Annotated in this window: 17 protein-coding genes and 1 pseudogene; 8 read left to right on the top strand and 10 right to left on the bottom strand. The window is 48.7% G+C overall.

Going from position 1 to position 19330, the window contains the following annotated elements:
• Nucleotides 1-405 precede the first annotated feature (405 nt).
• The 4 genes from Q365_RS0100090 to Q365_RS0100075 all read left to right on the top strand — a co-directional run bounded on the left by Q365_RS0100090 (nucleotide 406) and on the right by Q365_RS0100075 (nucleotide 4016).
• Nucleotides 406-1164: an amino acid ABC transporter substrate-binding protein gene (locus Q365_RS0100090; RefSeq protein WP_028021421.1), complete on the top strand. Its 759-nt coding sequence runs from the start codon at nucleotides 406-408 to the stop codon at nucleotides 1162-1164.
• Nucleotides 1164-1838 carry an amino acid ABC transporter permease gene (locus Q365_RS0100085; protein ID WP_028021420.1) on the top strand — a complete coding sequence of 225 codons (675 nt, stop codon included), beginning with the start codon at nucleotides 1164-1166 and terminating at the stop codon, nucleotides 1836-1838. The genes Q365_RS0100090 and Q365_RS0100085 overlap by 1 nt, the downstream gene beginning before the upstream one ends.
• Complete coding sequence (locus Q365_RS0100080; RefSeq protein ID WP_028021419.1) at nucleotides 1835-2572, top strand: amino acid ABC transporter ATP-binding protein; 738 nt, start codon at nucleotides 1835-1837, stop codon at nucleotides 2570-2572. Before Q365_RS0100085 ends, Q365_RS0100080 begins: the two co-directional genes overlap by 4 nt.
• Before the next feature lie 292 nt (nucleotides 2573-2864).
• The gene (locus tag Q365_RS0100075; protein WP_028021418.1) at nucleotides 2865-4016 is read left to right on the top strand and encodes a Na/Pi symporter; all 1152 of its coding nucleotides are present in this window, start codon (nucleotides 2865-2867) and stop codon (nucleotides 4014-4016) included.
• Nucleotides 4017-4169: 153 nt separating this feature from the next.
• Here Q365_RS0100075 and Q365_RS0100070 read toward each other — a convergent pair whose 3' ends face one another.
• The 5 genes from Q365_RS0100070 to Q365_RS0100050 all read right to left on the bottom strand — a co-directional run bounded on the left by Q365_RS0100070 (nucleotide 4170) and on the right by Q365_RS0100050 (nucleotide 7685).
• The gene (locus tag Q365_RS0100070) at nucleotides 4170-4940 is read right to left on the bottom strand and encodes an ABC transporter permease (protein ID WP_028021417.1); all 771 of its coding nucleotides are present in this window, start codon (nucleotides 4938-4940) and stop codon (nucleotides 4170-4172) included.
• Entirely contained in the window at nucleotides 4933-5565 is a 633-nt protein-coding gene (locus Q365_RS0100065) for an ABC transporter ATP-binding protein (protein WP_035024187.1), read from the bottom strand. The genes Q365_RS0100070 and Q365_RS0100065 overlap by 8 nt, the downstream gene beginning before the upstream one ends.
• Before the next feature lie 15 nt (nucleotides 5566-5580).
• Nucleotides 5581-6009 carry an acyl-CoA thioesterase gene (locus Q365_RS0100060; protein ID WP_028021415.1) on the bottom strand — a complete coding sequence of 143 codons (429 nt, stop codon included), beginning with the start codon at nucleotides 6007-6009 and terminating at the stop codon, nucleotides 5581-5583.
• Nucleotides 6010-6255: 246 nt separating this feature from the next.
• A complete protein-coding gene (gene arfB / locus Q365_RS0100055) occupies nucleotides 6256-6669 on the bottom strand; it encodes an alternative ribosome rescue aminoacyl-tRNA hydrolase ArfB (protein ID WP_028021414.1) in 414 nt (137 codons plus the stop codon).
• A gap of 98 nt (nucleotides 6670-6767) precedes the next feature.
• A complete protein-coding gene (locus Q365_RS0100050) occupies nucleotides 6768-7685 on the bottom strand; it encodes a DMT family transporter (protein WP_028021413.1) in 918 nt (305 codons plus the stop codon).
• A 255-nt stretch (nucleotides 7686-7940) separates the two neighbouring features.
• Here Q365_RS0100050 and Q365_RS0100045 point away from each other — a divergent pair, with 255 nt between their 5' ends.
• The 3 genes from Q365_RS0100045 (at nucleotide 7941) to Q365_RS0100035 (ending at nucleotide 11078) form a co-directional block, all read left to right on the top strand.
• Nucleotides 7941-8330: a DUF805 domain-containing protein gene (locus tag Q365_RS0100045; protein ID WP_028021412.1), complete on the top strand. Its 390-nt coding sequence runs from the start codon at nucleotides 7941-7943 to the stop codon at nucleotides 8328-8330.
• Nucleotides 8331-8637: 307 nt separating this feature from the next.
• Nucleotides 8638-9021, top strand: a complete 384-nt coding sequence (locus Q365_RS0100040; protein ID WP_028021411.1) for a DUF805 domain-containing protein — start codon at nucleotides 8638-8640, stop codon at nucleotides 9019-9021.
• Between the two features lie 473 nt (nucleotides 9022-9494).
• Nucleotides 9495-11078: a BCCT family transporter gene (locus tag Q365_RS0100035; RefSeq protein ID WP_028021410.1), complete on the top strand. Its 1584-nt coding sequence runs from the start codon at nucleotides 9495-9497 to the stop codon at nucleotides 11076-11078.
• A 183-nt stretch (nucleotides 11079-11261) separates the two neighbouring features.
• Here Q365_RS0100035 and Q365_RS0100030 read toward each other — a convergent pair whose 3' ends face one another.
• Genes Q365_RS0100030 through Q365_RS0100015 form a run of 4 tightly spaced genes read right to left on the bottom strand, consistent with a single transcriptional unit; the run spans nucleotide 11262 to nucleotide 14839 of the window.
• Entirely contained in the window at nucleotides 11262-12017 is a 756-nt protein-coding gene (locus Q365_RS0100030; RefSeq protein ID WP_028021409.1) for an iron ABC transporter ATP-binding protein, read from the bottom strand.
• A 6-nt stretch (nucleotides 12018-12023) separates the two neighbouring features.
• Nucleotides 12024-12974, bottom strand: coding sequence for an iron chelate uptake ABC transporter family permease subunit (locus Q365_RS0100025; RefSeq protein ID WP_028021408.1), 951 nt, complete (start codon nucleotides 12972-12974; stop codon nucleotides 12024-12026).
• Entirely contained in the window at nucleotides 12967-13902 is a 936-nt protein-coding gene (vctD, locus tag Q365_RS0100020; protein ID WP_028021407.1) for an iron chelate uptake ABC transporter permease subunit VctD, read from the bottom strand. The genes Q365_RS0100025 and vctD overlap by 8 nt, the downstream gene beginning before the upstream one ends.
• Nucleotides 13903-13930: 28 nt before the next feature.
• Nucleotides 13931-14839 carry a siderophore ABC transporter substrate-binding protein gene (locus Q365_RS0100015; RefSeq protein ID WP_028021406.1) on the bottom strand — a complete coding sequence of 303 codons (909 nt, stop codon included), beginning with the start codon at nucleotides 14837-14839 and terminating at the stop codon, nucleotides 13931-13933.
• A 385-nt stretch (nucleotides 14840-15224) separates the two neighbouring features.
• On the opposite strand from Q365_RS0100015, the gene Q365_RS0100010 reads away from it, so the two are divergent.
• Nucleotides 15225-15608, top strand: a complete 384-nt coding sequence (locus Q365_RS0100010) for a DUF805 domain-containing protein (RefSeq protein WP_028021405.1) — start codon at nucleotides 15225-15227, stop codon at nucleotides 15606-15608.
• Between the two features lie 482 nt (nucleotides 15609-16090).
• On the opposite strand, the pseudogene Q365_RS25190 reads toward Q365_RS0100010, so the two are convergent.
• Nucleotides 16091-19330: pseudogene (locus tag Q365_RS25190) on the bottom strand (beta strand repeat-containing protein); the annotation flags it as partial.

The raw sequence follows: 19330 nt of genomic DNA, 5'->3' as shown, positions 1-19330 counted from the left end.
AAGTGGCAATTTCTTTGAGACTCAGCGCAGTGGTTGGGACCCGTTATCGTTGGAGGAAAGTGTGTTGAGCCCAGAGAAGAACAATGCAATTTTTGCAGCGGAAAACGCCATTCTTGATATGGTCGAAAAGGGGGAATTCAACGTAAATACCCAAGCAACCTAAAGGTGCTCGCTGAATCCTGCATCTTCAGGTTGTTTGGGTATGGAATTTTTGTTAATGCATCACTTTGGGGTTATTTCTTAGTAAAACCGAATAGATAGTCAAAAACACTGTTCAATTATACAAAACCAAATGATAAGTTTGATAAATGCTTTATTGATAGAGTATTAAATAGAACGTTTCGTTATTTATCACAAAATTACACTTAGGTTACATTGGCGGCATCAGAATAATGGAGTAATACAATGCCCTCGATGAAAAACCTTTTGGTTGCCACCCTTGCTTTGGCTGCCAGCTTTACCTCTACCGCTTCGCTTGCTCAAGATGAAATCAAAGTGGGTATGTCTGGTCGCTATTTCCCGTTTACTTTCGTTAAGTTAGATAAGCTTCAAGGCTTTGAAGTCGATGTGTGGAACGAAATCGGCCAACGTGCTGACTATGACGTTGAGTTTGTGACTTCTAGCTTCTCAGGCCTGTTTGGCATGCTAGAAGCGGGTCACATTGATACCATCAGTAACCAAATCACCATGACCGACGTTCGCAAAGCAAAATATGCGTTCTCTGTACCTTACGTAATTGATGGCGCGCAGGTAGTGATCCGCAAAGGTCGTGATGACATTGAAAGCATCGACGATCTGAAAGGTAAAAAAGTTGCGGTGAACTTGGGCAGTAACTTCGAACAACTGCTGCGCAACTACGACAAGAATAATGAAATCAACATCATCACGTATGATTCAGGCTTCGAACAAGATGTTGCACTGGGACGTACCGATGCCTTTATTATGGATCGCGTTTCTTCTGCTCAACTGATCAAGAAATCAGGGTTGCCATTGGCGCTTGCAGGCGAACCGTTTGAGACGATTCAAAACGCCATGCCGTTTTTGAATACCCCTGAGAAATTGGCAATCAAAGCGAAAGTCGATCAAGCCCTGACAGAAATGAAAGCAGACGGCACCCTGACTGCGATTTCTGAAAAGTGGTTTGATTCTGACATCACTCAATAATGAACGGTTTTGACTTTGACTACATGCTGGCGTTGTTCCCGATACTGATAAAGTATTTGGGAATAACGCTAGAGATGTCATTGATTGGCTTTGCGATTGCTCTGTTGTTATCGGTGTGTTTGGCATTGGTAAGGGTGTTCAGAGTAAACGTATTAAACGCCTTGGTAGTGGTGTACATCTCTTTCTTTAGAGGGACACCACTGCTGGTTCAACTCTTCCTTCTTTATTACGGTTTGCCGCAGGTCTTCCCGATATTTGTCGGTATGGATGCATTTACCGCGGCCGTGATTGGTCTATCGCTCCACTTCTCTGCTTACATGGCCGAGAGCATTCGCGCGGCGATTGTGGGGATTGATAAGAACCAAATGGAAGCAAGCTTGAGTATCGGCATGACTGAGCTTCAAGCGATGAGACGTATTATTTTACCTCAAGCGGCTCGCGTTGCGACGCCATCATTGATGAACTATTTCATCGACATGATCAAAAGCACCTCGTTAGCGTTTACGCTCGGTGTGGCAGAAATCATGGCGAAAGCGCAGATGGAAGCGTCATCCAGCTTTAAGTTCTTTGAAGCGTTTTTGGCAGTGGCTCTGATCTATTGGGTGGTAGTGATTTTCTTCACTCAGATTCAATCTTTGTTAGAGGTCAGGTTGAATAAGGCGTATGCGCGATGATTAGTGTGAAACGATTGAGTAAGCGCTTCGGTGATGTGGAAGTGTTGAAGCAGATCGATCTTGACGTACATCAAGGTGAAATCGTGGCGATCATTGGGCCGTCAGGAACCGGAAAATCGACACTGCTCCGTTGCCTCAATTACTTGGAAACGCCCACAACCGGTGAGATTCAAATCGGTGAGGCCCGAGTAGCGGCAGAAAGCGCTAGCAAAGCAGAGATACAATTGCTTCGTAAGCAAAGCAGCTTTGTTTTTCAAAGCTATGCCTTGTTTGCCAATAAAACGGCGCTGGCCAATGTCGCTGAGTCGTTAATCACGGTTTGGAAAGAGCCGAAAGCACAAGCGGAAGCAACGGCAAAGCAGCTGTTGGAAAATGTCGGTATGGCCGCGCATCTTCATAAGTATCCTGCGCAGCTCTCTGGTGGGCAACAGCAGCGTGTTGGCATTGCCCGTGCGATGGCCTGCAAAGGCGACGTGATTTTGTTTGATGAGCCAACGTCGGCGCTCGACCCTGAGTGGGTCGACGAAGTGCTGGCAGTGATGAAACAACTGGCTGAACAAAAACAGACCATGGTGGTGGTGACGCATGAAATGCAGTTCGCCCGAGACGTTGCTGACAAGGTCATTTTCATGGAAGGCGGTGTGATTGTTGAGCAAGGACCACCGACTCAGATTTTCGATAATCCTCAGCATGATCGTACTCGCGCGTTTGTGTCTCGCGCAATGGGTTACTGAGTAACCACCTACGTTGATTTGTCACAAAATTAGTCAAAAATTAGCACTTTAAAAAGCCCGTTGATTCGGGCTTTTTTTCGGCTGAGTTTTAGTGTCTTAACTGACTATTTTATAAGGATTTTGAGATGAATTATTTTTGCGGCCACCATCAAATTTATCGCTCGAAGGTCATAAACTAGTCACAAAAGCTTCAAAAAATCGTCAAATGAAATTCGCCAGTAATATTTCTGTCACAATACATTCATAGGATGCCTGCGAACCGAAAAATTACTTACATATTAGGAAGTGAGTTATGAGCATCCAAACTGAAGCACTCCACAGACCTCAGTCTAACGCTCCAGGAAAACGCGCTCTGCAATGGACAGCCTTGATCGGCATGCTGTATCTGTTGCTTTTGTCTGTTTCAATGATCGGTAGCGGCTTTAAGTGGGCTGCGGGTGAACAAGCGAAAGAGTTGTTCGAATTTGCCACAAACCCAGTTGCGGGTTTGATGATTGGTATTATCGGTACTGCACTTATTCAATCTTCTAGCACCGTGACATCAATTATCGTCGGTTTGGTTGCGGGCGGTTTGCCTGTTGAACTGGCTATCCCTATGGTCATGGGTGCGAACGTTGGTACTACCGTCACCAACACTCTCGTCAGTCTGGGCCATGCGCGCTGCAAAGAAGAATTCCGCCGCGCTTTCACTTGTGCCACGGTTCATGACTTCTTTAACCTGCTTGCTGTGCTTATCTTCCTCCCGTTGGAAGTGATGACAGGTTTCCTTCAGAAAATTTCCGCATGGTTGGTATCGCCGCTCATGCAAGCTGACGACCTCAGCATGAAAAGTTTCAACTTCATTAAGCCAATCACTAAACCGGTTGTGAACGGTGCGAAGTCGATATTCGAAGCACTACCAGGTAGCTTCGGCGGTATCGCATTGGTAATTTTCGGTATTCTTTTGGTTATCGTTGCGATTACCGTGATGGGTAAACTGATGAAGAAACTGATGGTCGGTAAGGCACGTGAAGTGTTGAATGGCGCAATCGGTCGTGGCCCAATCCACGGCATTGCATCAGGTACGCTTGTGACTATCCTTGTACAGTCTTCTTCAACCACGACTAGCTTGGTGGTTCCATTGGTGGGCACGAACGTTCTGAGCATCCGTCAGGTATATCCGTTCACCCTAGGTGCAAACATCGGTACTTGTATCACCGCATTGCTAGCAGCGACTGCGGTAACGGGTGACAACGCTATCTTCGCCCTGCAAATTGCGCTGGTTCATCTCACGTTTAACTTGCTCGGCATTCTGGTTGTTTATGGCGTGCCGTTCCTTCGCGAGATACCGATTAAGTGTGCAGAGTTGCTGGCAGATTACGCGGTGAAGTCAAAGCTAACGGTTGTGGGTTACTTAGGCGCGGTATTCGTTCTGTTGCCAGGTTTCGTCCTGTCAGTGTCGTAATTCACGACAACACGAATAAGATTCATAGAAAAGCCCTGACTGATGCAGTCAGGGCTTTTTTTATCTCAGGTTTTTCACGGCCAAGCTGTTCAGCACCCAGCACCCAGCACCCAGCACCCAGCACCCAGCATTCAAGAATTCAAGCGAGACAGGCTACATCTTTAAGCGGCCATATTGATCGAATGCGCTATGGCTGGCGAACGTCAGCGTGGTGGCAACCGAGAGCGTTACAGTGAGGAAAATGGCTATCATGATGACCAGTTGGTATTTCACCGCCAGCAGTGGTGTCGTCCCACCCAGAATCTGCCCTGTCATCATGCCGGGCAAGCTGACAATGCCAAGTGTGCTCATTGCTGCGAGCGGCGGACTCAGCGCAGCAGTAAACGCCTCTTTCATGAATGGCTTGCTCGGATGGGGAGACCCTAGCGACAAATAGAACTGAAATTCATCATGGCGCTGTTTTAAGCTGGCATGAAAGCGCTCTAGCGCCAGCACATTGGCTGATAGGGCATTTCCGAGCAACATTCCCGCCACAGGAATTAAGTACTGTGCCTGCCACCAGGGCTCTGCTTGAATCACACCAATGATCATCACGGGTAAGACACAAACCAATGCGATGGCTTGGCCTGACAATACAGGTAACACTAGGCTTTTGGGTTTCGCGCCCGCTTGACGACACACAGTCCAACTGGCGACCAAAATCATCACAAGTAGCCACAGTGTATTGAGAAAGATGTTGGCAAAATCGAACAAGGTTTGCAGATATAAACCCACCACTGCCAGTTGCAGTGTCATTCGGGTCACCGCGAAGATAAGCGCTTTGCTTAACCCCAACTGCCAACGTTGGAACAGCAGCAGTGGGATCAGAAACATCAGATAGAACGCTGCCAATGCCCCATTACTGATGGTTAATGCCTCACTCATCATCATTCCCCATGTCGTAAACCTGATCGGCTGACGCTACCCATGCAGGATCATGTGATATCGATACTTGGATGATTGCGTGTTCAGACAATACTGATACGAGCCTGTCGCGGCTTTTTGCGTCGAGCGCGGATGTCGGTTCATCCAATAGCCAGATAGGGCGTTCTAGCAGTAAGGCACGTGCGACCGCTAGCCTTTGTTTTTCTCCGCCCGACAGTGTGCTGACCTCTGCATCTACTTTTCCATTGAAATGATGTGTCAGACCAAACAGGTCTAGCACTTCACGACAGCGTTCATCACTGGGCTGAGGCGTTGATTCGGCTTTTAATGCCCAAGGCAGTCGCAATACGCCTGAGATTGTCTCTGCTCCCAACACCGGTTCTTGTGGTAAATAGCAGCATTGCTTGCGCCACCAGACGAGATTGCTGTCTGTGACGCGTTGTTGTTGCCATTGGATCTCGCCGCTCTGTGCAGGCATTAGCCCTGCCAATACTTTTAGTAGGCTTGTTTTGCCGCAACCTGACGGGCCACTCAGTGTGAGATGTTGCCCTATGGCTAAATCAATGGACAGCGGCGATAGATTCGCGGGTGCAAAGCTGGATGTGAGCGACTGTAAAGACAGCATGGATGTCGTCACCGTCTATTTCACATAGCGTTGAAGTTGGGAAGCGGTGTCTTCTGGAATAGCGCAGCTTTTGCCTGTTTTAAAATCGCAGTAAACGATCAGCGCTTCACCTTCCGCCACGCAACGTTGTTGGTTATGGCTGTGGATCTCATATTTCATGGTGTAGCGCTTTTCTAGAACGTTCTCGACCCATGACACTGTGGTAATGGTGTCGGGATAAACAAGCGGTGCGCGGTAATCACAGCGGGTGGAAGCGACAACAGGGCCAACATTGTGGCGCTTGACGTGTTCAAACACTTTCAACTCTTCGAGCATCACGACGCGAACATCTTCAAAGTAGCGAAAATAGACGGTGTTGTTGATGTGTTGGAGCGCATCCATGTCATTCCAAACAATGGCTTGTGTTTGCGAGAGCGGGTAGTCCTTGAAGGGAGTCTGAGCCACGTAATATTCCTCTGGTTGATTCATTTTGATTCAACACTAGAGATGGGATGGTGACAAGTAACTCAGCAAAACCCGCAAGCATTGTGTGACATCAGACCAGTGAAGCTATCTATTGGGAACGTCTACAGATAGCCTTTGGCGTGTTCGGATTGATTCGCGTCGATAAATGGGAAAGGCAAAGCAACGGAGCGTGGCGGTGGTGAGGAAACCACGTGATGGTATTTGTGTTTTTCACATTTTTATTGGCTACATCTGTACTTTTCCGCGCATAGATTTGGTTTTTCCACGTAAGGTTTTTCCATCCACTCGGCGTCGCTGTGAGGCTTTCGTCGGTTTGGTTGCACGTCTTGCCTTTTGAACCACACCGACGCTTTTAATCACTTCTTGAAGACGTGATAACGCATCATCGCGATTCTTTTCTTGGGTACGAAATTGCTGCCCTTTAATCACAATGACGCCTTCTTTGGTGATGCGGCTGTCTTTGAGCGCGAGCAATCTCTCTTTGTAAAAATCAGGCAGTGACGACGCCTGAATATCAAACCGTAAATGCACGGCAGACGAGACTTTATTGACGTTCTGACCGCCAGCGCCTTGTGCGCGAATGTAGGTGATTTCAATTTCATCGTCTGAAAGTGAAACGGTTTGGGAAATGATTAACATATCTACGAGCCCTTATTACTGCTGGGCGTCACTATAACGGAATGTGGCTAGGTGACTCAAATCCGTTTTTATCACCACAGGCTTGCCAGATTAAGGGACTAGGTTGACTGAAGGCGTTGTTTTCGCGAGGTAAGGTTAGCGACGACCAACCCGATGACGATGAACGTGATACCGACGTAGTGATAGTTTTCCAAGCGTTCGCCGAGCAATAGCATCGAGAAAATCAAACCAAACACGGGGATCAAATGCATGAACTGCCCTGTTTTTGCCGCTCCCATTCGTTGCAATGCAGCATTCCAACAAAAGAAGGCAAGGCCAGAAGCAAAAACGCCGGTGTAAAGAGAAATGGCGACACTCTCGAAGGATAACGGCATGGTCTCAAACCATAGAGATTCTGCGATATAAACGGGGGCAAGCATGGCAGTGCCAATTAACACGGTATAACCCAGAATAGGCATGCCTTTCAGCGCCTCAGGTAGACGCTGCACAAACACGGAGTAGGTCGCCCAAACCAGAATGCCGAACAAGGCGATAAGTTCGCTGTTACCGAAAGTGAAATCGGTAACGAGTTTTCCTTTGGTGATGATGAGTAACACACCGATAGCCGATATCCCAATTGCGACGGCTTGTCGAAGTGTGGTGGTTTGTTTGAGTAAGAAAAACTGCACCAGCAGGATCATGAGTGGGGAAGCGGATTGCAAGATGACTACATTGGTTGAGAGGGTGTCTTCAAGCGCGATGTACACCAGGGTGTTGTAGCCCGCAACGCCAAACAAGGCTAATAAGAGCACCAGCTTGACGTTGGCTTTAAATAGATCCCACTGCTTTATCATCGGTCTCAGTACGAACGGGGCGAGTACTAAAGAAGCCACCGTCCAACGCCAAAATGCGAGTCCGATGGGGGGAATGGACTCGTTGACCAGTTTCGCAAGCGTGATGTTGCCTGCCCAACTCATGGTGGCAATGACCGCTAACATCACGGGTACCCATGTCATCGTTCGAGAAAGTGTGGTCATTGAACGGTCGCATTCCTAGCGGGATAAATTGTGTCATATACCCAAGCAGCCTGAATCCTGCATCTTCAGGTTACTTGGGTATAGTTACTCATGTTACTTGCCATTTCGCAACCTACATGTGGCTGTTTTCAGTCATGCAGAATATAAACGGGATGGTCTTGATCCTATCGGTTACAAGATTTGATACATTACGCCGTATTGTTTTGTGTTTGGCATTTTTGATGACACATCTGAATATTTTGTAGGGAGAAAAACATGAATGACTTTATTGGTGTGTTAAAGAAATACGCCGTATTCAAAGGACGTGCAGGAAGAAAAGAGTACTGGACGTTCATTCTGGTCAATATCGTGGTGTCGTTTGCGCTGGGGTACGTCGACCAGTTGGTCGGGTCATATAATGCTGAAGCGGGTATTGGCACGATTGGGATGGTTTATGCGGTGGCTGTTTTAGTGCCGACGCTCGCAGTGTCAGTGCGCAGGCTACATGACACCGATAAAGTGGGCTGGTGGGCGTTTCTGAGTATTGTTCCCTTGGGCGTGATTGTGCTGCTCATCATGCAGGCGTTTGAAGGCACTAAAGGAACGAACCGATTTGGTCCCGATCCAAGAGAGCATCAAGCTAAAAGCAGCACGTTTTCAGGATAACTCTCTTATCACTGTGCGTTAAATTTCAACAGCAATAACCAGCTTCCGAGCTGGTTTTTTTGTACCTCCGATTCGGTTCAGCGATAACGGATAGTCAATGTTGTCTCATTTTTATCTTGTGTCCGAGAATGAGAATGCAACTGTATGAATTTCCATGAGCAAGACTACGTCTCACAATCGATAAGTTTCAGCTGAGCGCATATCAAGCTGATGTTTTTGAGTGCTAAGTCCCTATTTCAACATCTTCACTTTGTTAGCGTGCTAATCGATTTTTTGGACCGAAAACAGCAGTTGTAGGTAGGACAAGATGAAGTGGTTTTTTCTTGGTTTTATGAAGTATGCGACCTTTTATGGGCGGGCAAGAAGGAAAGAGTATTTTGGTTTCTTTCTGACTCAAAACGCAATCTTGTTGCTATGTGTGTGGTTCGATGTTGCTTCTATAGGTGTCGAGAACTTTAACATTATGGCGTTGAAGGCCTCTTTGATTTGGTGGGGAATAACATTACTGCCGTCACTTGGGGTGACAATAAGACGCTTACATGACATCAATAAATCGGGCTGGTGGATGTTGATTACCATGATTCCGTTCATTGGCACTCTGATCTTCATAGTGTTTTTGTTGATGCGTGGAACAAAAGGACATAATCGGTTTGGCAGTGATCCGAGAGGGATTTTCAGTCACAGTCTTTGAAACGTCTTCCAACGATTCACTTCCATCGACTAAAACGCGCTGACCTGCGCGTTTTTTTATTGCTTTGCCAAATTTCCTGACATGGCTTCGCCAGCTTTTCTGTGCGAGGTCAATTTACGGGTTGCTATACGATAAATGTCGAATCAAACCCCTGTAATTTATAGGTGTTTCTCTGTAAGCCATACAATCCCTCAACTTCATTATTGTTGCGCCTTTATTCCTCCTTTTTTCTCTCTATTTTTCTCGACGTCTTAATCGTGAGATGCGAGATTGCACTTACATTTTTCTCCTAACCCATTACTCATTAATCAGGATGATTCGGGATTTTATCTGATTTTTTAGGGGCTATTGTTCATCATTAAGTAACATATTTTTAACGAGCGCCCTTTCTCACTCAATCAAGCGTGAGAAAGGACGTTGTTATTGTTGCTTTGGCGCATCGCGTCTTTTGAGCAACGGAAGGAGGAAATGCTTTGAGTGGACCTACATCGGAAGTAAATGATGACCAATATGATACCGATTATCAGATTGGTCAGGATAACGTCAACGTATTAGGGTTGGACTTCCACAACCCTGTCTTTCCAATCTCCGCCATCATGGTGGTGGTGTTTGTATTGGGCGTGTTGATATTCCAAGAGCAAGCCGCGGATTTCTTCGGCTGGCTTCGACCTGCAATTACCCAGTCGTTTGACTGGTTTTTCGTGATTTCCGCCAACATCTTTTTAATCTTCTGTTTAATTCTGGCGGTGTTACCTGTTGGCAAAATTCGACTGGGTGGCGATGACGCAAGGCCTGATTACTCGTACCCTGCATGGTTCGCCATGCTGTTTTCTGCGGGTGTCGGTATCGGCCTGATGTTCTACGGCGTGCTTGAGCCAATGAACCACACGCTAAACCCACCACTGGGTTTAGAAACCGGTTCTGCAGAAGCGCGTAGCATTGGTACAGCGGCCTCGATTTTCCACTGGGGTTTCCACGCGTGGGCCGTTTATGCTGTGGTGGGTTTGGCGTTAGCCTTCTTCCATTACAACAAAAACCTCCCTCTGACACTGCGTTCAGCGTTCTACCCACTATTGGGTGATCGCGTATGGGGTATTTGGGGACACATCATCGATATCATGGCGGTACTGGCAACCTTGTTTGGTTTGGCGACATCGCTGGGTATAGGTGCAAACCAGATTGCTGCGGGTCTTAACTACCTATTTGGTATTGATTCAGGCATTGAAACCAAATCTATCTTGATTCTTGTGATCACGTTGGCGGCATTGGTGTCGGTTTATCGTGGCATGGACGGCGGTGTGAAACGCCTGAGTGAAATCAACATGGTGATGGCGGGCATGTTGATGGTGTTCGTGATTGCTGTAGGCCCAACGGCGCTTATCTTTAGCGGTGTGGTGTCTAACACGGTTGATTACCTCAGCTGGTTGCCTGCGCTGTCTAACTGGGTAGGCCGTGAAGATTCAGGCTTCTACCACGGTTGGACAACCTTCTACTGGGCGTGGTGGGTATCTTGGTCTCCATTCGTAGGTATGTTCATCGCGCGCGTTTCTCGCGGTCGTACCGTACGTGAATTTATTCTGGCAGTACTGATTGCCCCAACCATCGTTTGTATCGTTTGGATGACGACGTTTGGTACAACCGCACTGGATCAAATGGATGGCGGCTACAACGGCGTGGTGAACTTGATCACCAACGGCAACTGGCAGCCTGAGCTTTCCATCTACAAGATGTTTGAAGCCTTGCCATTTACCGGCGTGATCAGCTTCTTCGGTATGATTCTGACGATCATCTTCTTCGTGACCTCATCAGATTCAGGCTCGCTGGTTATTGATACCATTACGGCGGGCGGTAAGATTGATGCGCCAGTTTCTCAGCGTATCTTCTGGTGCACCATTGAAGGCCTTGCGGCTATCGCCCTCTTGATGGGTGGCGGTTTGGGCGCACTTCAAGCGGCGACCATTTCAACAGGCTTGCCGTTTGCGGTGTTCTTGTTGGTGATGTGTCTGAGCTTGTATCTGGGTCTGTCACGAGAGCTACGCAGAAAGCAATTTGCTTAATGTCCGATTTGCTTAGTGCTAACGTACGTAGTGCTCAATGCACTTAAAGCTCAATGCACTTAAAGATTAATGTACTTAGAGCAAAAGCGCGAAAGTAAGCAAATAAAAGAAACCCGCCGATTGGCGGGTTTTTGTTTTTACGCGCACAGTGCTAATGGGCTTAGGAGTAAATAACCCGCTGGCTCAGTAATACAAACACATGCGCTTCCCATTGGCTTCAACGATGTTAAACGGCGTGTCGTAAATGTCTTCCAACACGTCCGCTTGAATCACGTCATTCACCGTGGCATTGGCAACAATGCAGCCTTTCTTCATGGCAATAATGTGGTCGGCATAACAGGCTGCAAAGTTGATGTCGTGGATCACCACAATCACGGCTTTCCCCATTTCGTGCGCGAGGCGTCGAACGGTTTTCATGATGGAGAGCGAATGGCGAATGTCAAGGTTATTCAGGGGTTCATCTAAGAACACATAATCCGTGTCTTGCGCGATCACCATGGCGATGAACGCGAGTTGGCGTTGACCACCGCTGAGTTCATCTAGGTAGCGATGTTGAAGTTCGGCTAAATCGAGGTAATGAATCGCCTGATCGATGGCGTCGTTATCCGCAGCGGTTAGGTTGCCTTTGGAGTAAGGGAAGCGGCCAAACGCCACCAGTTCACGGATGGTGAAACGCATGGTCATGCTGTTTGCTTGACGTAACACTGCCAGCGATTTTGCCAGCTCTGCGGTGTTCCAATCTGAAATGGCTTTCCCGTCGATGACTACTGTCCCGCTGTCTGGCGAAACGAGGCGTGTTGCCATGGAAAGCAGGGTACTTTTCCCTGCGCCATTGGGGCCGATAACCGCGGTGACTTTGCCTTTTTCAAAATCGGTTGTTGCATCGCTAACAACGCGTTGTTGACCAAAGGCCTTACTGATTTTATCTAGAATAATCATGATGCTTTATACAATCTTGTTCTTGAGTAACATCCAAAGGAAATACAAGCCGCCCGCGAAATTCACCACAACACTCAGGGTGGTATCGAAGGTAAACAGGTTCTCGACGATCCACTGCCCAGCCAGAAGGGTACATACCGACAATAAGGCGCAGCCAATCAGCAATACACGGTGCTGGAAGGTGTTGAATAGCTCTCGGGCGAGGTTGGTCACCAGCAAGCCAAAGAACATCACAGGGCCAATCAGTGCGGTGGATACGGCAATGAGCACGGCGGAGAGCACCAGCGCACGCTGCGTGACACGTCGAACATCAATGCCCAAACTGATCGCGTTATCTCGGTCTAACCAGAACACATCCAGCGTGCGATGCATACGGAACAAGGCGAAGCTGATCGCGGCCAACACTGGCAAGCACAGGTAAACCAATTCCACCTTTACGTTGTTGAAGCTCGCGAACATGTTCGCCTGCACGGCGGCAAATTCGTTCGGGTCCATCAACATGGTGATGAACGATGCCGCATTGCCAAACACTTGTCCGAGAATCAATCCCACCAACAGCAGCACAATCAAGTTTCGCCCTTCTTTGGCGAAGTAAAAACCGAATAGCAACACGGAGAAAATCACCATCGCGCCGACAGAAATGGCGAAGTTCAAATACGCGTTTAACACGTAGGCACTGAAACCGCCAAAAATGGCGACGATCAGCGTTTGTGTCAGTAGGTAAAGCGCATCAAACCCCATGATGCTGGGCGTTAGAATACGGTTGTGCGTGAGAGTTTGAAAAACCAGTGACGACTGCGCCACAGCGATTCCTGCAAGCACCATCGCAAGCACTTTCGGCACGCGGCGAGACAGAAAATACTCGTAGTTGTTGGCCGTGAGTCCGATGCCAATAAACAGCGCCGAAAAGACGAGGGCGGTGATCAGCATCAGGCCAATTTTCTTGGAATCAGACATGCTTTTGCCCCTTCAAAATAAGCACAATGAAGGCAATACCGCCAAGAATGCTCACGAGCATGGACACGGGAATTTCGTACGGAAAGATAATCACACGGCTGGCAATGTCACAGACCAAGACCAAGGCTGCACCTAGCACGGCAGTGCGAGGAATGTTCTTTCTTAAATTGTCGCCGTAATACAGGCTGACAACGTTTGGTACCAGAAGGCCGAGGAAGGGCAGGGTGCCGACGATCATCACCACACTGGCTGACATGATGGAAACCAGCATCACGCCGATTAACACCACATGCTGATAGCGCAAACCCAGCCCAGTAGCGAAGTCTTTGCCCATTCCGACGGCGGAGATACGTGTGGCGTAGAGGTAGCTGAAAATCGCGATAGGAATAGCGATATAAAGCAGCTCGAAATCGCCCCGTAAAATCGTCGCAAAGTTGGCAACAGCCCAAGCGCTGAGCATTTGTACCGCGTCATATTTGTAGGCAATGAAGGTCGCGCCCGCGTCAATGATACTGCCGTAAATGATGCCGATAAGCGGCACGAACACGGCGTTACGAAATTGGATACGTTGGATAAGGGTAACGAACAGCAGGGTGCCGAGTACTGACACGCCGAAAATCAGCCAAAGCTGATTGCCATTCCCGAAGAAAACCAAGCTCAGCACATAGCCGAGCATGGCACATTCAATGGTGCCTGTTGTAGACGGCGCGGCAAATCGGTTTTGGCTGATCTGCTGCATGATAAGGCCAGCAATACTGAGCCCTGCACCTGCAAGCAATATGGCAAATAAGCGAGGAAGACGGCTGGTGAAAAAGAGGTTTAGCGCCTCAGGATCACCTGCGAGCAAACTCGCAGGTGAAAGCGGGCTGACGCCCACAAACAGGGATAATAGGCTTAACAAGCCCAGAGGAAGCAATAACTTGAACAAGATGACCTCTGCTCTCCGGGAGCAAAAATTAAAGCGTTACGCTGTTTTTGATGTCTGAAACCATCTGCTCTGTCGCCGTAATACCTGACATAGACAGGTACCAAGCATTCAGGTCCAGGTAGGTCATTTTGCCGGTTTTGTAGGCTTGCGTGCTTTTCACCAGATCGTTATCAAAGTCTTCGCGTGTGGTGCTGTCCGCAGGGTTGATCAAGGTGTCGCGGTCAATGATTAGCAGTGTTTTCGGGTTGGCTTCACGGATGAATTCGAAAGAAATTGAATCGCCGTGGGTAGCGGTTTTGATGTCTTTCACGGTTTCTTTGAAACCGAAATCTTTGTAGATCACGGAGAAGCGCGATTCAGGGCCAAAGGCAGTGATGTTGCCACCTGAGCTCATCACCGTCAGCGCGTCACTGTTGTTGGCGCTATTGTGTTGGCGAATGGCATCGAATTCTTTCTCTAATGACGCGATCTTTTCTTCTACCAAGGCTTCTTTACTGAAGATTTTTCCAAGGTTACGCCATTGTTCTTTGGTGCCTTCCCAATAGCCTTCTGCTTGGTTATTGGCGAAGACAACAACAGGGGCGATTTTCGATAGCTCTTCATAGCTGGTGGAGCTGCGTGGGCCAACGATGATCAAATCCGGCTCTTGCATGTAGATTTCTTCGAAATTGGGCTCGAAAAGGCTACCCGCATTGGCGTATTTATCGCTTTTGTATTTCTCAAGATAGGCAGGGGTTTGAGACACTTTAGATACCGCCACTGGGTCGATGCCAAGTGCGTTAACAGCATCAAGCGAACCTAAACCAATAACGACAACTTTCTCTGGCGTTCCGTCGATTTGGGTTTGCCCCATCAGGTGATCAATGGTGATGTTGTGTGCATGTGCAGAGAATGAAGCAAAAATGGAAAGCACCATCGCTGTGAACAAGGTTTTCATGTTAACTCCCTATTAATAAAATGAGAATGTTTCTCAAAAGCATTCGCAATATACATTTGGGAAGACGGTGATTCAACCTGTTATGTGCAATTGGTTCCTCTCTGAATGAGAGAGATAGGGGATTTTGCGAGTGCTGCAGTTACTGCGCTGTTCTAAAGGGATGGGTGAGACGTGAAGATTCTCACTGGAGGGGTGACTTTTAATTTTTGAGAATGATGTGTGTAAAGTGATAAGTGCGAGACAACCCAACTGATCAGACAGGATTTTGCGTGTTGAATTCACATATTTCAAACGGGCATTTGATACGGTAGCCACGCGTCATGGCGGCTGTATTTTTTATAAAAACAATAATTCGAACAAGTCTATGTGTGGTAAGGATATTCGAATGAAATGGCTGTTTGCAGCGTTTTGGAATTACGCGAAGTTTTCGGGTAGAGCAAGACGAAGAGAATATTGGGGCTTTTTCCTCATCCAAAATAGCGTGTTGGTTCTCTGTGCTCTTATTGATATCGCTGATGTGGGAGTGGACCATTTTCAGGTAACCGATTTTAGAATCATGCCTATGTGGTTTGCGTTGACGTTACTGCCCGCGATAGCAGTGACGGTAAGACGGCTACATGACATCAACAAATCGGGTTGGTGGTGGTTCATCATTGTGATTCCCTTTATCGGGCCGCTGATCTTTTTGGTGTTCACCTTGCTACGCGGCACCAAGGGAACCAATCGATATGGTTGCGATCCGAAAGGGATATTTAGTAATAGCTTTTGAATTAGCGCTATCAAGAGCGGGAGAGTGACTTTTCTAAGCGGTCTATTTTCCGCTTTTTAGGTCCTCACCCCTTGTCTCATGGGGCTGTGGCTGCACCCATCGATGATGGGCTCACAAGATGGACTGTTAACTTTTCTACTTCTACTTCTACTTCTACTTCTACTTCTACTTCTACTTCTACTTCTACTTCTACTTCTACTTCTACTTCTACCTATACCTATACCTCTACTTCTAGCTCTAGCCCTATCACGTCGATCTTTATCTTCTTTCTTATGGGCTACTTCTCTGTAGCGTTGGCGTGATTTTGTCTAGGTTATAAGTTTTCAATAACGGTAATCACCGTTGCGTGGAGGTTGTTGGGCATTACATAAGGTGGCGTCGAGGCGCAGAGTGGGTAAGATACTTGGCAAGAATATGCAAAAACAAAACCCGCCAAGTGGCGGGCTTTTATTCTTTTACTCAATGGTTCATAACGAGTTTGATTAGGTGAATTCGAACATATCAGCACTAACATGGTTGACGGAGTAATTCTCCAATGTCACGTACGCGGTTCCATTCTTGATGGACAATACGGTATTTGCGCCGTCTGCCCAGTAAGAAATCTGATTAAACTTCCACGCCAGCGAATCATCAATCTGAATCGTATCTTGGTATTTGTTGAAGTCAGCAATCACATCACTACCTGAGTGAGAATCGAAGTAGAAAGTATCATGGTGTTTACCACCAATTAATCTGTCATTTCCGCTACCGCCATTAATGAAGTCACTACCGTTGTCACCATAAATGGTGTCGTTGTGGGCATCACCGTAGAGCCAATCATCATCGTTACCACCAGAAAGGTAATCATGACCGTTACCACCGTGGAGGCTGTCATTTTCATTGTCACCAATCAGTGTGTCATTACCGTTACCACCTAAGATGGTATCTTTATTTCCCTCGCCGCGAAGGTAATCGTCACTGTCACCACCATCGAGATAATCATTACCGCCACCACCATAGAGTTGGTCAGCACCGACACCACCGTAGAGTTTATCGCCGCCGTCTCCACCCCAAAGTTTATCCGCACCACGGTCACCAACCAGCGTATCTGCTCCTCGGTCTCCATAGAGATGATCGTCGCCGTGGTTACCGTTGAGGTAGTCAGCATCATCGCCGCCCCATAGGAAGTCGTTGTCGTTACCGCCCTCAATATGGTCATTACCCGCATCGCCATAAAGGTGGTCGGTTTCGTTGTCACCATAGATGACATCGTTTCCTGTACCGCCGCGAATGGTGTCTTGGTTTCCTTCCCCTCTGAGGTAGTCGTTGCCATTACCGCCATCTAGGTAGTCGGCACCATAGCCACCGTATAAGTGATCATTACCTTCTTGACCATATAGCTTATCGCTGGCGTCCTGACCATATAGTTTGTCGTCGCCATTTCCGCCGTAAAGCGTATCGGCTCCGCCTTCACCATAGAGGACATCGTTGTGGTTACCACCATCGAGAAGGTCACCACCATAACCTCCGATGAGAACGTCGTGACCATCGTCACCGTATAAACGATCGTGTCCGTTTCCACCTTCCAAACGGTCGTTACCCCATTGTCCATGGAGCCAATCATTATGCTCTCCACCGTCGAGATGGTCATTCCCGTGCCCGCCGACGAGCACGTCATCGCCATCTTGACCATAGAGGGCATCGTTGCCATTGCCGCCTTCTAATCGGTCGTTACCCCATTCGCCGTAAAGTTTGTCGTCGTGCTCGCCGCCGTCGAGATGGTCGTTACCATGACCACCGACCAAGGTGTCGTTGCCATCTTCGCCATACAGCGCATCGTTATCATTTCCGCCATTGAGGTAATCGTTGCCTGTACCGCCTAAGAGTTTATCGTGGCCATTTTCGCCATACAGGGCGTCATGATCCCACTGGCCGTATAGCTCGTCGTTACCTGTACCGCCCAGAAGTGTGTCGTTGCCAATATGGCCGTAGAGCTTGTCGTTCCCGTCGTCGCCTTCTAAACGGTCATTGCCGTGTTCGCCCTGCAGGTGATCATCACCGTTGCCGCCGGAGAGGAAGTCGTTGCCGGCTGCGCCGTTCAGCACATCGTTGCCGTCTTCGCCATACAAGGCATCATCGCCGTTGTAGCCATACAAACTATCGTTGCCTGTTCCACCGAAGAGCTTGTCATGGCCTTCACCGCCATCGAGGTTGTCGTTGCCGTCTTCGCCATACAGCGAGTCGTTATCGTTGCCACCATGGAGATAGTCATTACCAGTACCGCCAAGCAAGACATCATGGCCGTTATCCCCGAAAAGGGAGTCGTTATCTTGCTGGCCTTCTAGGCGATCATTGCCGTCGCCACCGCGCAGGGTATCGTTGCCCGTCCAACCATAAAGTTTGTCGTCACCGGCAAGGCCGTGCATGTCATCGTGACCCCATTCACCGTGAAGTTGGTCATTGCCGTTGCCACCATTGAGATGGTCATCGCCGTGCCCACCGACGAGCACATCATCGCCGTCTTCACCCCAAAGGCCATCGTTGCCATTCCCGCCTTCTAAGCGATCATTGCCCCATTGACCATAGAGTTTGTCGTCGTGCTCACCGCCATCGAGATGATCGTTGCCATGGCCGCCGACCAGCACATCATTACCATCTTGACCATAGAGGGCATCGTTGCCATTGCCGCCTTCTAATCGGTCGTGACCCCATTCGCCGTAAAGTTTGTCGTCGTGCTCGCCGCCGTCGAGATGGTCGTTACCATGGCCGCCGACCAAGGTGTCGTTGCCATCTTCGCCATACAGCGCATCGTTATCGTTTCCGCCATTGAGGTAATCGTTGCCTGTGCCGCCAAGCAAGACATCATGGCCGTTTTCCCCGAAAAGGGAGTCGTGATCTTGCTGGCCTTCGAGGCGATCATTGCCGTCTCCGCCGCGCAGGGTATCGTTGCCTGTCCAGCCATAGAGTTTGTCGTCGCCGGCAAGGCCGTGCATGTCATCGTGACCCCATTCACCGTGAAGTTGGTCATTGCCGTTGCCACCATTGAGATGGTCATTACCGTGCCCACCGACGAGCACATCATCGCCGTCTTCACCCCAAAGGCCATCGTTGCCGTTCCCGCCTTCTAAGCGATCGTTGCCCCATTGACCATAGAGTTTGTCGTCGTGTTCACCGCCGTCGAGATGATCGTTGCCATGGCCACCATCCAATGTGTCGTTGCCATCTTCGCCATAGAGGGCATCGTTATCGTTTCCACCGTCGAGGTGGTCGTTACCTGTGCCGCCGAAGAGTTTATCGTGGCCATTTTCGCCATACAGGGCGTCATGATCCCACTGGCCGTATAGCTCGTCGTTACCTGTGCCTCCGAGAAGTGTGTCATTGCCAATGTGGCCGTAGAGCTTGTCGTTCCCGTCGTCGCCTTCTAAACGGTCATTGCCGTGTTCGCCCTGCAGGTGATCATCACCTTTGCCGCCGGAGAGGAAGTCGTTCCCGGCTGCGCCGTTCAGCACATCGTTGCCGTCTTCGCCATACAAGGCATCATCGCCGTTGTAGCCATACAGGCTATCGTTGCCTGTCCCACCGAAGAGTTTGTCATGGCCTTCACCGCCATCGAGTTCATCGTTTCCTGCACCGCCTTTGAGGGTGTCGTTACCCCATTCGCCGTAGAGTTTGTCGTCTTCGGTGCCGCCTTCCAGGGTGTCGTTGCCGTGACCGCCGAAGAGTACATCCTTACCATGCTCACC

The organism is Enterovibrio calviensis DSM 14347 (genome assembly GCF_000621165.1).
GTDB classification, from domain to species: Bacteria; Pseudomonadota; Gammaproteobacteria; order Enterobacterales; family Vibrionaceae; genus Enterovibrio; species Enterovibrio calviensis.
This window is presented reverse-complemented; position numbering and strand designations above follow the sequence as displayed.

Excerpts from the sequence above, each read along its gene's own strand:
- Q365_RS0100045 (WP_028021412.1), top strand. The coding sequence starts at position 7,941 with ATGAATGACTTTATTGGTGTGTTAAAGAAATACGCCGTATTCAAAGGA.
- Q365_RS0100015 (WP_028021406.1), bottom strand. The coding sequence starts at position 14,839 with ATGAAAACCTTGTTCACAGCGATGGTGCTTTCCATTTTTGCTTCATTC.
- Q365_RS0100040 (WP_028021411.1), top strand. The coding sequence starts at position 8,638 with ATGAAGTGGTTTTTTCTTGGTTTTATGAAGTATGCGACCTTTTATGGG.
- arfB (WP_028021414.1), bottom strand. The coding sequence starts at position 6,669 with ATGTTAATCATTTCCCAAACCGTTTCACTTTCAGACGATGAAATTGAA.
- Q365_RS0100010 (WP_028021405.1), top strand. The coding sequence starts at position 15,225 with ATGAAATGGCTGTTTGCAGCGTTTTGGAATTACGCGAAGTTTTCGGGT.
- Q365_RS0100075 (WP_028021418.1), top strand. The coding sequence starts at position 2,865 with ATGAGCATCCAAACTGAAGCACTCCACAGACCTCAGTCTAACGCTCCA.
- Q365_RS0100085 (WP_028021420.1), top strand. The coding sequence starts at position 1,164 with ATGAACGGTTTTGACTTTGACTACATGCTGGCGTTGTTCCCGATACTG.
- Q365_RS0100050 (WP_028021413.1), bottom strand. The coding sequence starts at position 7,685 with ATGACCACACTTTCTCGAACGATGACATGGGTACCCGTGATGTTAGCG.
- Q365_RS0100030 (WP_028021409.1), bottom strand. The coding sequence starts at position 12,017 with ATGATTATTCTAGATAAAATCAGTAAGGCCTTTGGTCAACAACGCGTT.
- Q365_RS0100070 (WP_028021417.1), bottom strand. The coding sequence starts at position 4,940 with ATGAGTGAGGCATTAACCATCAGTAATGGGGCATTGGCAGCGTTCTAT.
- Q365_RS0100080 (WP_028021419.1), top strand. The coding sequence starts at position 1,835 with ATGATTAGTGTGAAACGATTGAGTAAGCGCTTCGGTGATGTGGAAGTG.
- Q365_RS0100025 (WP_028021408.1), bottom strand. The coding sequence starts at position 12,974 with ATGTCTGATTCCAAGAAAATTGGCCTGATGCTGATCACCGCCCTCGTC.
- Q365_RS0100090 (WP_028021421.1), top strand. The coding sequence starts at position 406 with ATGCCCTCGATGAAAAACCTTTTGGTTGCCACCCTTGCTTTGGCTGCC.
- Q365_RS0100065 (WP_035024187.1), bottom strand. The coding sequence starts at position 5,565 with ATGCTGTCTTTACAGTCGCTCACATCCAGCTTTGCACCCGCGAATCTA.